11 protein-coding genes are annotated in these 13,158 nt (G+C 35.6%); 4 read left to right on the forward strand and 7 right to left on the reverse strand.

The window, feature by feature from the left end:
• The 3 genes from GCQ56_RS00005 to GCQ56_RS00015 form a co-directional block, all read left to right on the forward strand.
• The coding region (locus GCQ56_RS00005) for a cadherin domain-containing protein (protein WP_152732349.1) at window positions 1-3,176 on the forward strand (3,176 nt) is incomplete at its 5' end.
• Window positions 3,177-3,507: 331 nt separating this feature from the next.
• Window positions 3,508-4,656: a hypothetical protein gene (locus GCQ56_RS00010; RefSeq protein WP_152732350.1), complete on the forward strand. Its 1,149-nt coding sequence runs from the start codon at window positions 3,508-3,510 to the stop codon at window positions 4,654-4,656.
• A gap of 100 nt (window positions 4,657-4,756) precedes the next feature.
• Window positions 4,757-5,209 carry a septal ring lytic transglycosylase RlpA family protein gene (locus tag GCQ56_RS00015; RefSeq protein WP_152732351.1) on the forward strand — a complete coding sequence of 151 codons (453 nt, stop codon included), beginning with the start codon at window positions 4,757-4,759 and terminating at the stop codon, window positions 5,207-5,209.
• On the opposite strand, the gene GCQ56_RS00020 is transcribed toward GCQ56_RS00015, so the two are convergent.
• The 3 genes from GCQ56_RS00020 to GCQ56_RS00030 are packed head-to-tail and all read right to left on the reverse strand — an operon-like array spanning window position 5,199 to window position 8,582.
• Window positions 5,199-5,960: a succinate dehydrogenase/fumarate reductase iron-sulfur subunit gene (locus GCQ56_RS00020; protein WP_152732352.1), complete on the reverse strand. Its 762-nt coding sequence runs from the start codon at window positions 5,958-5,960 to the stop codon at window positions 5,199-5,201. The two genes, GCQ56_RS00015 and GCQ56_RS00020, sit on opposite strands and share 11 nt — an antisense overlap.
• Before the next feature lie 3 nt (window positions 5,961-5,963).
• Window positions 5,964-7,904 (reverse strand): fumarate reductase/succinate dehydrogenase flavoprotein subunit, encoded by a 1,941-nt coding sequence (locus tag GCQ56_RS00025; protein ID WP_152732353.1) that lies wholly within the window; start codon window positions 7,902-7,904, stop codon window positions 5,964-5,966.
• A gap of 21 nt (window positions 7,905-7,925) precedes the next feature.
• Window positions 7,926-8,582, reverse strand: a complete 657-nt coding sequence (locus GCQ56_RS00030) for a succinate dehydrogenase cytochrome b subunit (RefSeq protein ID WP_152732354.1) — start codon at window positions 8,580-8,582, stop codon at window positions 7,926-7,928.
• Window positions 8,583-8,942: 360 nt separating this feature from the next.
• Between GCQ56_RS00030 and GCQ56_RS00035 the strand changes: the two genes are divergently transcribed.
• A complete protein-coding gene (locus GCQ56_RS00035; protein ID WP_152732355.1) occupies window positions 8,943-9,743 on the forward strand; it encodes an alpha/beta fold hydrolase in 801 nt (266 codons plus the stop codon).
• A gap of 201 nt (window positions 9,744-9,944) precedes the next feature.
• Here GCQ56_RS00035 and GCQ56_RS00040 read toward each other — a convergent pair whose 3' ends face one another.
• The 4 genes from GCQ56_RS00040 to GCQ56_RS00055 all read right to left on the reverse strand — a co-directional run bounded on the left by GCQ56_RS00040 (window position 9,945) and on the right by GCQ56_RS00055 (window position 13,011).
• Window positions 9,945-11,681, reverse strand: coding sequence for a bifunctional UDP-sugar hydrolase/5'-nucleotidase (locus GCQ56_RS00040; RefSeq protein WP_152732356.1), 1,737 nt, complete (start codon window positions 11,679-11,681; stop codon window positions 9,945-9,947).
• A 70-nt stretch (window positions 11,682-11,751) separates the two neighbouring features.
• On the reverse strand, window positions 11,752-11,946 hold the full coding sequence (locus tag GCQ56_RS00045) for a DUF1289 domain-containing protein (protein ID WP_152732357.1): 195 nt from the start codon (window positions 11,944-11,946) through the stop codon (window positions 11,752-11,754).
• A gap of 106 nt (window positions 11,947-12,052) precedes the next feature.
• Window positions 12,053-12,559 carry a hypothetical protein gene (locus GCQ56_RS00050; RefSeq protein WP_152732358.1) on the reverse strand — a complete coding sequence of 169 codons (507 nt, stop codon included), beginning with the start codon at window positions 12,557-12,559 and terminating at the stop codon, window positions 12,053-12,055.
• Between the two features lie 5 nt (window positions 12,560-12,564).
• A complete protein-coding gene (locus tag GCQ56_RS00055; RefSeq protein ID WP_193323675.1) occupies window positions 12,565-13,011 on the reverse strand; it encodes a MarR family winged helix-turn-helix transcriptional regulator in 447 nt (148 codons plus the stop codon).
• Window positions 13,012-13,158: the final 147 nt, after the last annotated feature.

Raw genomic sequence — 13,158 nt, forward strand, 5'->3', positions numbered from 1 at the left:
TTGGAAGCATTGTCAATGACCTGTTGGATGAGAATAATGAAACGGTAATCGTAACGCTATCAAATCCAGTTAATGCGACATTAGGTACAAATACAATTCATACCTATACCATTAATGATAATGATGCCACACCAAGCGTTGACTTTAACGCAACGAGTTCCAATGGTTCGGAAGCGCTTGCCAGTGCGAATTTACAGGTTGACCTTTCAGCAGCAAGTGGTTTAACGGTAACGGTTGATTATGCTGTATCGGGTACCGCAACAAGTGCTGATTACACTTTGGCAGACGGAACATTGACGCTAACTGCTGGTGATGAGAATAAAAACATTACGATTGCAAGCATCGTCAATGACCTGTTGGATGAGAATAATGAAACGGTAATCGTAACGCTATCAAATCCAGTTAATGCTACATTAGGTACAAATACAATTCATACCTATACCATTAATGACAATGATGCTACACCGATAATTAGTGAAAGTCAGATTTATTCAATAAATGAAAGTGTTATTAATAGTACAATTGTTGGAACAGTTTTCGCTTCTGATGCTGACGTCGGAACAATTTTCAGTAACTGGACTATTATAGCAGGTAATGGAGATGGTATTTTTGCGATTAATTCTGCAAGTGGAGAACTTACTGTCTCAGATAACACGAATTTAGATTTCGAAACAACAGAAATTTACGTTTTGTCGTTAAGTGTAAGCGATGGTTTAAATACGAGTGCCGTTGAAACTGTTAGTATAAGTGTGAATGATATCAATGATAATACACCAGTGATTGCAGCAAATCAAACATTTGGATTGGATGAAAATACTGCAAACCACACAAGTATTGGGACAGTAATGGCTACTGATGGTGATGCTGGAACTACATTTTCTTCCTGGACCATTACAAGTGGTAATGACCTAGGAATTTTTCAGATTGATCCGAATTCTGGTGAAATTACGATTGTGGACAATACAGATCTTGATTTTGAGATGAACCAATCAAACACACTTGCAATTACAGTGAGTGATGGTGATAATACTAGTCTGTCAGAAAATGTGATGATTAACATCAATGATCTGAATGACAACACTCCGTCCATCACAGCGAATCAATCATTCAGGATTGATGAAAACTCTGCAAATAACACAAATCTCGGAACAGTATTGGCTACTGATGGTGATGCTGGAACTACATTTTCTTCCTGGACCATTACAAGTGGTAACGATCTTGGAATTTTTCAGATAGATCCAAATTCTGGTGAAATTACCATTGCAGACAATACAGATCTTGATTTTGAGATGAAACAATCACATATGCTTGCAATTATAGTGAGTGATGGTGATAATATAAGTTCTACAGAAAGTGTACTTGTTAATATTAATGATTTAAATGACAATAAGCCTGTAATTGCAGTTTCGCAGAGTTTCACAATAGATGAAAACCTGAACAATGAGAACGTATTTGGAACGATTTCAGCAACAGATACTGATGCAGGAACTTCTTTTTCCAATTGGATGATTTTGGATGGCAATACAAACAATGCCTTTGCAATAAATTCGAATAGTGGACAAATATCAGTCAATAATTCTGAAGCATTGGATAGAGAGATTACGGAGTCATTTACCCTTCAAGTGATAGTAAGTGATGGAATTCAAACTTCAGAGGTTGAAACAGTGGTGATTCATTTAAATGATTTGAATGATAACAGACCAATGATACAAACAGATCAATCGTTCAGCTTAAATGAAAATCCTAATGATAATGCCCCGATCGGAATAATTCTTGTAAATGATGCTGATATTTCCGCAACAACTTACCAAAACTGGACGATAATAAATAATCCAGATTTTAGTGGAAATGGAAACAATGCTCTTACAATTGATCCTGTTTCTGGCGAACTAAAAGTCAATGATCCTGAAGATTTTGATTGCGAAAATATACAAAGTTTTACTATTAAGCTTAAGGTGTCGGATGGAGTTGATTTTAGTATGGAACAGGATGTTACCATTAATATTAATGATGTGAATGATATTGCTCCTGTGATTGTGCCTTCTCAAATCTTTCAGATAGAAGAAAATTTAAGCGAAGGAAGTGTTATTGGAACGATCTTGGCTAGCGATGGAGACTTAACACCTACAAACTTGTTTACATTCACTTGTGCAGATGGTAATATTGGTGATGCATTTGAATTGAATGAGCAGGGAGAGATTAGAGTGAAAACCTCTTCTGTTCTTAATCGCGAAGAGATAGAACAATTTGAATTGATTGTTAATGCGAGCGATGGATTCCATATTAGTGATGATGAAACTATTGTGATTAAGCTTGAAGATCTTAATGAATATGCTCCTGTAATTACAGCAAATCAGAGTTTTGCTATTGATGAGAATCCTGAATCGGATGCTATTGTAGGAACTGTTCTGGCAACAGATGAGGATGTAGATCCAGTATTAGGAAACTGGTCGATTACTGGAGGTAATGAGGAAGATATCTTTAAAATGGAAGCTTCAAGCGGGATGATCATGGTAAAAAGAGAAATCAGATTAGACTATGAGTATCAGAGTACATACCGTTTGAAAATTAGCTTAGATGATGGTAATCAATTGAGTGAGGAAGAGTATATTACCATTCAACTAAATGATATCAACGAAGCTCCAATTGCCAATGCAGGCGTTGAACAAATGGTTTCAGAAGGAGATATGGTGACTTTAGATGGTAGTGCTTCACATGATCCTGAAAATGATGATTTGATTTATACCTGGACCGCTCCAATAGGAATTGAGTTGTCGGATGTAAATGCGATTCAACCTTCATTTACTGTTCCGCTTACAGGGGAATCTACTGACTATATCTTCTCTTTGGTAGTTAATGATAGTGAATTTAATTCTGTGAAAGCATATGTAACCATTAAAGCAGAAATTGCTACCGGAATTGATGATTTGAACCCAGTTGTAGAACGTGTTCAGCTGTATCCGAACCCAACTAAAGGAGCATTTAATTTATTATTGGGAGAAACTCCCGTTAATGGAGCACTTGTGATTCTAAGTAATAGTAGAGGTCAGGTATTTCTTCAGGAAAAGATGTTTGAGAAAGAAAAGCAATTTCATCCTTCTTTAGCACCCGGAATGTATCTGATTAAAATTATTTACAAGAACAAAACCAGTGTTCAGAAATTAATAATTCAATAAGGAATTGAAAATTTTAAAAATTGAAACTACCTCTGAAAAGAGGTAGTTTTTTTATGCAACAAATTTCCCTTGTGTAGAACAATTCTACACAATGTTCTACAATAATCTACAAAATCATAGCGTTTAAAATCTGTATGTAGTAGAAAATAAGTTGTAACAAAAAACTTAATCTTTACGTTTACAGCCTGTTAGTTGATCGGTAAGTTATGGTAGGGTAAAAAAGTATGATTTCGGTATTTAAATTGTAATACTAACAAAGTGAAAAATTAATCAGATATTTAATCAAACTCAATATGCAATTTGGGAAGATTATCAACTAAAATTTATGAATATGAAAAGAAACATTGTTGCCGTTGGTATGTTGCTGTTTTTTTCAGTAGCACTTTGGAGTTGTTCAGACTCGGATAGTTCAAACGAACAGGACCAAAACTTAAAAGAATCTCTAGAAGTAAAAACTCAAAGTTTAACGCAAGCTGTTGATGATATTTCTGCTTCGAAAGGTTTCGAGCTAATTGCTATGAATGGATCATCCACAAAAGAAGGTGGAGAAGAGGAATCGGATGATAGATTTTCATTTAATAGAGAAATAGGACTAGCAGATATTGCTGGTATTTACGAGTACAATCTTGGAGGTAGTGATGAAGCTACAGAAACAAAGATGTACAATCAACAGGCTTTTACAAGAACCGGAGACAGTGAATTTTTTGTATTTAGCTTGCCACAGGAGAAAGCAACGAATCCATGGAATTTGTACGAACAAGAAGATGGTGATGCGGAATTAGATAATGATTTTGAGGTAACTGCAACACAATACAACTTATCTACAGTATTGAATAATGAAGGGTTTGAGTTTGATTACTTATTGGATGCTGATATCAAAATTGAAGAGGAAGACGCAGGAGAAATTTTTGTTGATTGGAACATTTCAAGCAATATGAATTTTGAATATGAATCGGAATTTGGTTTTGGTAATGGATACTCTGTTGGTCATGAATTCATGTTTGGTGAGACTTCTGAATTTTCATACAATTTGAAAAAAGATGATGAGGTATTGTACATGGAGGAAGTTGAGTATACACGTGCAACTGGAGAAACAGCAGCAGAATATGAGTATGCTTTAACAATAGGAAATATCAAAATTGTTAAAAATTCGAGTAGCGATGATTATATGGTTTATCGCGATGGCAATTTGGAAGAAGGAGCTGTTATTACTATTGTTGAAGATGATGGTGAAGCGGAAAACGATGAGGAAGGTGAAGATGTATCGGGTAATGCATTTTGTAGAGGAGCTTTTGATATCAAAATCACTTTTGCAGATGAAACAGAGGTTATTTTATCTGATTTAATTGGAGAAGATACGCTAGAACAATTAGATGATATTTTCAGTTCAATGCACGATATGTACATTGTCAAAAATTTAATTGATGTTGTTGCCAATGAGGTTTATGCTAGTAACATGTCTGGCGATACAGAAGAATAAAATTAGCTAAATACAGATACAGATTGAATCCGTCCTATGGGCGGATTTTTTGTGCCTCAATTTCTATACTTCAACAGTTTTAAGTATCATTACTGTTACAATGATTAGAAAATTGTTCATCAGTATATTAATTCTGGGTTTTGGGTTTGTATCCGAAGCTAAAGATAGAGAGAATACTTTCGAAAAGGGAACAGCCAGCTTTTATTCCGATTGGTTTCAGGGAAGAAGAACTGCATCAGGTGCGATATTTCATCAAAATCAATTCACAGCAGCTCATAAGAGCCTTCCTTTTGGAACTTGGGTGAAAGTGATCAATTTACAAAACAAACGCTCTGTAATCGTCTGTATAAACGATAGAGGACCTTTCGTTAAAGGGAGAATCATCGATTTATCAAAGTCAGCAGCCAAAGAAATTGGTAATCTTACTGATGGAATTTTTAAAGTTCACATTCTGATCTATCAAAAAGATACCACTTACATTCAAACCCAAAAAAAGAGCGTCACCCTTAGGCAACGCTCTACATATTTGGATTTCAGTCTAATTAATCCTTAATTTTTGCTGATAAGAACTCACGGTTCAAACGAGCGATATTAGCGATAGAAATTCCCTTAGGACATTCTACCTCACAAGCTCCGGTATTTGTACAGTTACCGAATCCCATTTCGTCCATTTTAGCAACCATGTTCTTCGCACGACGAGAAGCCTCAACACGACCCTGAGGAAGTTTAGCAAGGTGAGATACCTTAGCTGAAACGAACAACATTGCCGATGAGTTTTTACAAGTCGCAACACAAGCACCACAACCAATACAAGCAGCAGCATCCATAGCTTCCTCAGCATCATCCTGAGAAATAGGAATAGCGTTACCATCAGGTACACCACCAGTATTTACAGAAATATATCCTCCTGATTGTAAGATTTTCTCGAAAGCAGTACGATCTACGATCAAGTCTTTGATTACTGGAAATGCTCCAGCTCTCCATGGCTCGATAGTAATGGTTTCACCTTCAGAGAATTTACGCATGTGCAACTGACATGTAGTGATATCATCATCTGGTCCGTGAGCACGTCCGTTGATGAACAAGCTACACATTCCGCAGATACCTTCTCTACAGTCGTGATCAAATGCGATTGGTTCAGAACCACCGTCAATTAATTCTTCATTTAAGATGTCAAGCATCTCCAAGAATGAAGTTCCGGTAGAAATATTATTGATTTTATAGGTCTCAAATTTACCTTGGGCTTTGGCATTCTTTTGACGCCAAACCTTTATCGTTAATTCTTTTAATATCTTGTCTGCCATAGCTTACTTGTATGAGCGTTGAGTTAATTCCACATTTTCAAAAACAAGCTCTTCTTTATGTAATTTAGGTTCTTTTCCTTCACCTTGGTATTCCCAAGCTGATACATATAAGAAGTTTTCGTCATCACGTTTTGCTTCACCATCTTCAGTAGTTGATTCTTCGCGATAGTGACCACCACATGATTCGTTACGGTTCAGTGCATCACGAGCCATCAATTCACCTAAATCTAGGAAATCTTCAACACGACCTGCTTTTTCCAACTCAATATTCATTGCGTCGTAATCTCCAGGGATACGAAGATCTTTGTAGAAATCTTCACGAATCTTCTGAATTTCTGTGATAGCAAATTTCAGACCTTCTTCGTTACGAGCCATTCCTACGTAATCCCACATGATGTTACCCAAACGCTTGTGGAATGAGTCAACAGACTTGCTTCCTTTGATATTATACAAACGAGACATACGATCAGAAACCGCTTTTTCCTTCTTAACGAATTCAGCGTGGTTCATGTCGATACGTGGAGTTTGAATCTCATCAGCTAAGTAATCACCAATTGTGTATGGCAATACGAAGTATCCATCAGCTAAACCTTGCATCAAAGCAGATGCACCCAAACGGTTAGCACCGTGATCAGAGAAGTTAGCTTCACCAATAGCATACAATCCAGGGATGTTAGTCATCAAGTTGTAATCAACCCAAGTACCACCCATTGAATAGTGAATTGCAGGATAAATCATCATTGGCTCATTGTATGGATCTGCAGCTGTAATTTTTTCATACATCTGGAACAAGTTACCATAGCGAGCTTCAATAACATCCTGACCTAATCTTTCGATAGAATATTTAAAGTCAAGGTATACCGCTTTACCAGTTTCGTTTACACCGAAACCTGCATCACATCTTTCCTTTGCAGCACGAGAAGCAACGTCACGAGGAACCAAGTTACCATACGATGGATATCTTCTTTCCAAGTAGAAATCGCGATCTTCATCTTTGATGTCGTTAGCAGTGATTTCACCTTTTTGCAATTTAATTGCGTCTTCTTTTTTCTTAGGAACCCAAACACGACCATCGTTACGTAATGACTCAGACATCAAAGTCAACTTAGACTGCTGCTCACCGTGAACAGGAATACAAGTTGGGTGAATCTGAACGTAGCAAGGGTTTGCGAAGTAAGCACCATTTTTATATGCTTGCCAAGCAGCACCACCGTTACAACCCATAGCATTGGTAGACAAGAAGAATACGTTACCGTAACCACCTGTTGCAATTACTACAGCATGAGCACCGTGACGTTCGATCTCACCAGTAACCAAGTTACGGGTAATGATACCACGAGCTTTTCCGTCAACAATAACAAGATCTAATAACTCGTTACGTTCGTGCATTTCAATTTTTCCCTGTCCGATCATACGATTCATAGAAGCGTAACAACCTAACAACAACTGCTGTCCGGTTTGACCACGGGCATAAAAAGTACGGCTTACCAATACACCACCGAATGAACGGTTAGATAATGTTCCACCATATTCGCGTGCAAAAGGTACACCTTGAGCAACACATTGGTCGATGATATCACCACTTACTTCTGACAAACGATGAACGTTTGCCTCACGAGCACGGTAATCACCACCTTTAATAGTATCGTAGAATAAACGATGAATTGAATCGTTATCGTTCTGATAATTCTTAGCAGCGTTAATACCACCCTGAGCAGCAATAGAGTGAGCTCTACGACCTGAATCCTGGTAGCAAAATGCTTTTACGTTGTATCCCATCTCCGCTAAAGAAGCAGCAGCAGATCCACCAGCTAAACCGGTTCCTACAACGATAATATCTAATTTTCTTTTATTCGCAGGACTTACTACTTTGATAGCAGCTTTGTGTTTCGACCACTTATCAGCTAATGGTCCAGCTGGAATTTTTGAATTTAATACTGTCATAACCTTTTTAATTATTAACAATTAAGCAAAAAAGTGTAGGTACAAAGGAATAATGGTAAATCCGGCAGCAACAAAAATTGCGTAGAAATAACCCACTTTTTCAAGACGAGCTCTCCAGATGCTGTTACTCATTCCGATTGATTGGAATGATGACCAGAAACCATGTGCTAAGTGAAGACCTAATAAAATAGCTCCCACTACATAAAGTCCGGTGTAAACCAGTCCCATTGAACCATTAGTAAAAAGGCTTTTTACCAATTGATAATCATCATGTACGTTTCCTTGAATCTGAATTGGTACAAAGAAATGCATCAAGTGCATAACGATGAAAACCAATACAAGACCACCCAAAACAAACATGTTTCGTGAAGACCAAGTACTACTGTTACCCAAGTTTTGAGTAGCATACTTTTGTGGACGAGCCTTTTGGTTTTTAAGTGTTAAAATTATCGCATAAATGATATGGATAATGAAACCACCAAACAAAACTGGCTGTAATCCGAAGCGAATGACTGGCATTGCCATAAAGTGCGCTCCCGCATTGAATAACTCTCCTGTACTGTCAAACATCAAGAAAGAGTTCAATATCAGGTGCACTAAAATAAATAGTACAAGAAAAAGACCTGATAAACTCATTACCAACTTCTTCCCAATAGATGAACTTAAAACACTGCTCATAAGTTTAAAGATTTAATTAGACTGTTTATTATAAACTTAACTCTATAATCAACGCAAATGTAGATGCTCCCTAATCCTGAAACAATATTTAGGAACATATATAATTTATTTAGATTGATTCTATGTCAATCCTATATTTCAGATCCTTAGATTTTTACTAATATAAAGCTAGTTATAAATCTAACTACAAACCAATTAGAGAATAAATTCCTTAATGGTTTTTCTGAAAGCATCGCAATTTATTAAATATTTGTATGTTATAGAACAAGCTTTTGAGATATTGTTTTAATTTAGAATGCTGAAGTAATAAACCAACAGTTTGCAATCGAAATTCACCCTAAAATAAAGGCTTTTACATACATGAGTAAGATTGATCAATATTTAGAATTAGATAATTATAGTCTTCGATTTAGAGATAAAGGAAAAGGAAATACCGTTTTACTCTTACACGGATACCTTGAATCAATCGAAACATTCGAAACATTTGCCAATGATTTATCAAGATTGGCGCGTGTAATAACTGTCGATCTTCCAGGTCATGGTTTATCGGAATTAAAGACTGAAAAATGTAGCGTTGATGATATGGCTGATGCCGTTGATGCTTTGGCATCACATCTTAAGTTAGAAAAGATAAATATTGCTGGTCACTCTATGGGTGGTTATGTAGCTTTGGCTTATGCGGATAAATATGTGGAAAAGTTGGAGAGTTTCTGTTTGTTTCATTCTTCACCCAATCCTGATACAGAAGAGAAAAAAGCAAATAGAAAAAAAGAAATTGCATTGGTTCGTAAAGGTAAAAAGGAACTGATTTGTAAAACGAGTATCCCGAATACCTTCTCGAATCGCAATTTAGATAAGTTTGCACACGAAATTGACAGAATTACTGAAATAGCCTGCAAAACTTCTGATAAAGGTATTATTGCAGCTTTGGAAGCAATGATGGATAGACCAGACCGAAATCATGTAGTTAAAGCTTTGGATATGCCTAAAGTGAGTATCATCGGGAAGATGGATAATTTTATTCCTTTTCAGGTAGCGGGACAAATAGCAAAGGAGAATAACTTAACTCCTTTTGTATTGCAAACTTCAGGTCACATGGGCTTTATTGAGCAGCGTCAGGAATGTTTACGGGAGATTTTTAGAATAATTTACGAATGCTAGTCTTATATCTTAACCACCAAGGATAACAAAGTACTTCACCAAGGAGCACGAAGTAATATCTAGGTCACGAAGTTTATAATATGTCTAGCATCTCACAGATACTAGACATGTAAATTCAAAATAGAAAAGTCTCACAAAAGAACCAAATATTCCTTTGTGAGACTTTGTGAAAATCCTTAGAGTGTACTTTGTGGTTAAATATTATTTTTTTCCGTACAGCAATTCATATTCTCTTTTACTAGCTGTTGCATGCCATTTTACAGGAAGTACAGTCCAGTTTTGGTTGCATTGAATGTCAACTGTTCCCTTTTTTTCTATCCACTTCATTAAATAGTAACGAAGATCTTTAGTTGTAGAATTAATTAATCGCGATGTTAGTTCTTCTTTGCTTAAACCAGAACCTTCTGTTAAGTGATTACCACCACCATTACCACGATATGAATTTAATGCTACACGGTAAGTTTTATTGGTATCGAATTTCTCACCAGAACTCATTCCTGTAATATTGATTCTTTCACCGTAAGGTTTAGAAATATCAACCGTATAATCGATTCCTTCGGCAGAATCGTAATTGAAAAACATGGTACTTAGTCGACTACCATTCTCAGTAGTTGAGATAAATAACATTGGATCATTTGCTGATTTCATTTGTTGAAACCAGTCTTTATAACTGAATTCAAGGAAATCTTTCACCTCTTGACCTGTTAAATTCATGGTATAAAGCAAATTCTCGAATCGATACAATTTAAACAAATCGCGTACCTGCAAATCACCTGAATCGATAGTTGCATTGTAGGATAGGGGAGCAGCAAAAGAAATTTCGGCATCAGCCAAATCCATTTGAATGTTCTGGATTAAATCGATGAATTTAGAATCTCCGAACATTGCATCTTTGGTCGATATGCTTTTTTGAAATGTTCCAACTTGTCTTGACACATAAGCTTCTACTTCCTGAAATAAAGGCTGGAAATGATCCACATATGCTTTTGATTGATCCAATTCAGCAACTTTAACTAAATTTGGTTTTAATTTTTTCTCATATTTGTTTTCAGCAGAATTCCATGTCAAATCTACCTCTACTTCTGCTATGAACTTTGCTCTGCTTTTTGGATTAATCACCAAAACCTTTTCTTGATTTGGATTTTCGACCCAAACAATTTGTTCGTGATGATCGTGACCACAAATTACCATATCAATACCAGATACTTTTTGGGCAACCAAAATAGAAGCATTCTCAGGATTTACTCGATTAGCCTCATGTTCTTCACCGGCACCAGAATGAAATAAGCCGATTACAAAATCAGGTTTTTCCTTCTCTTCAATAATTTTGATCCATTTCTTTGCAGATTCAACCATTGGTTCAAAATGCATTCCCGACCAGATTTTTTCCGGTAACCATTTAGGAATAGCAGGAGTAATTAAGCCTAAAACTGCAATTTTAGCTCCTTTTTTCTCAATAATAGTATAAGGTTGGAAATATGGTTTCCCATCGGAATTTTTAACTGCATTGGCAGCCAACCAAGGAAATGCGAGTTCGTTTATCAGCTTATCGTAAACAGCATGTCCTGGCTCAATGTCATGATTTCCAACAGTAGCAGCATTATAGCCCATGAAATTCATAACATCGGCACAAATGTGCTTGGTTTCTGTTTTCTCAAAATTTGAGTAGTAAACCAATGGATCTCCTTGAAGGATATCTCCATTATCTAAAAGAATAACTTCTGATTCACCGTTTTCTCGTTCTTGATTTACATAGGAATAAACTTGTGCTAAAGAGGTTTGAGTTTCTCTATCGTTTACCAAATCGTATGGGAAAAGAGCACCATGTACATCACTGGTTCCCATAATCGTCAGTTTTACTTGATCTGCTTTTTTAGGCGCACAAGAACTGAATAGTACAATGGAAATCAGTAAAAAATAAATATAACTTTTTCTCATTTTGAAAATTTTAAAAGGATGATAAAGTTAATATAAATCGTTGTAATAAGATTAAGGTGAGTAAATTAATTTATCTGAAAAAGACTCCTGTTGAAGTATCTGGAGCATTAGTTCTTTTTCCTGCTTTTTTTACGACCTTTTTCTTTTCATCATTTGTGTAAAGTGACCAGTTACCAATTTCTTCTGTAGTTCTTTGGCATCCGAAACAAACACCGTTACTATCTTGACGACATATTTTTATACAAGGGGATTCTATTTGACTCATAGTTTTGTTATTTAAAATGAATACAAATAAAGTAATTTTGCTTTGCAAATACAAGTTTTAGAAGCGCTATCAGGATCATTATTTGCATAGAAAATTTATAAAGCTATTAAGATGTTTTCTTTTTTGACTTACCAGGTTTAAAAATGGATATAAAAATGCTCACAATGAGTGTTCCAGTCATACAGACACCCATAATATTTTGTGAATTTTCATACCATTGGTAATCTGCATCATGTAAAGAGTCTAATCCGATTTCTCCAGAAATGAGAACAAGTTTTTCAATCCATGGACCTGAGTAAATGGTGCCAAGAACTATAATGAGAACTGTAATGATCCATTTAAATATCAGCCAAGCGTGTTTAAAATAACCCCATTTGGTAAATTGAGAATACATCCAACCAGTTAATAAACAAAGGATAGCTGAAGGAACTAATATTTTCATATCAATAAAATGGATGATTTGATTCATCAGATGAAGTTGATCTCCAGTTTTGATATCATCGTTCATGAACTGTACTAAAAACATGATTAATCCTGTTGTGATCCATACACCTGCTGCAATTAAATGTATTGATTTTAGCCATTTTTTTTGTGTTACCGATAATTGTTTCATGGTTTTTATTTTAAAAATTTCTCTGTGTTTAAAATAACTTGCTTAAGGTTTTTAACCATTATTTCTTTGGTCTGTTCATCCATTCCTTTTGTTGCAACATTAGTTGATTCAAAGGCACATTGATGAAGTTGTGTGTTAAGTTTTTTGCCTTTATCGGTAATAAATAATTTGAATATTCTCTTGTCAGTATTATCTCTTCTTTTTTCGATGTAAGCAGCCGATTCCAATTTCTGGGTCATTCTGCTTGTATTTGCCATATCTTTATAGATACGATCACTAAGCTCTCCAATAGTCATTCCATCTGCTTCTGAAAGATGATATAGAATATTCCATTGTTCAGGAGTAATATCCAGCTTATTATTACTTAATATTTTAAAAAACACTCGTTTTATCATGATTGCACTAATGGCAATGTGGTGATTTACTGATGTTTCAAGATTTATCTTTTCCATATTGCATATGTTTGTCATGACAAATATATAAAATAATTTGTCATGACAAGTATTTGATATAAATAGACCACAAAGAAAAATCCCGAACTTCGTTAAGCCCGGGATTTTCTCTAACCACTATTTACTAACCTAAATCTAATCTATGAA

The organism is Marinifilum sp. N1E240, assembly GCF_009295825.1.
In the GTDB taxonomy this organism is placed as follows: domain Bacteria; phylum Bacteroidota; class Bacteroidia; order Bacteroidales; family Marinifilaceae; genus Marinifilum_A; species Marinifilum_A sediminis.

Bases quoted from the DNA above. Each gene is read 5' to 3' on its own strand.
- GCQ56_RS00010 (WP_152732350.1), top strand. From the start codon at position 3,508: ATGAAAAGAAACATTGTTGCCGTTGGTATGTTGCTGTTTTTTTCAGTA.
- GCQ56_RS00015 (WP_152732351.1), top strand. From the start codon at position 4,757: ATGATTAGAAAATTGTTCATCAGTATATTAATTCTGGGTTTTGGGTTT.
- GCQ56_RS00020 (WP_152732352.1), bottom strand. From the start codon at position 5,960: ATGGCAGACAAGATATTAAAAGAATTAACGATAAAGGTTTGGCGTCAA.
- GCQ56_RS00025 (WP_152732353.1), bottom strand. From the start codon at position 7,904: ATGACAGTATTAAATTCAAAAATTCCAGCTGGACCATTAGCTGATAAG.
- GCQ56_RS00030 (WP_152732354.1), bottom strand. From the start codon at position 8,582: ATGAGCAGTGTTTTAAGTTCATCTATTGGGAAGAAGTTGGTAATGAGT.
- GCQ56_RS00035 (WP_152732355.1), top strand. From the start codon at position 8,943: ATGAGTAAGATTGATCAATATTTAGAATTAGATAATTATAGTCTTCGA.
- GCQ56_RS00040 (WP_152732356.1), bottom strand. From the start codon at position 11,681: ATGAGAAAAAGTTATATTTATTTTTTACTGATTTCCATTGTACTATTC.
- GCQ56_RS00045 (WP_152732357.1), bottom strand. From the start codon at position 11,946: ATGAGTCAAATAGAATCCCCTTGTATAAAAATATGTCGTCAAGATAGT.
- GCQ56_RS00050 (WP_152732358.1), bottom strand. From the start codon at position 12,559: ATGAAACAATTATCGGTAACACAAAAAAAATGGCTAAAATCAATACAT.
- GCQ56_RS00055 (WP_193323675.1), bottom strand. From the start codon at position 13,011: ATGGAAAAGATAAATCTTGAAACATCAGTAAATCACCACATTGCCATT.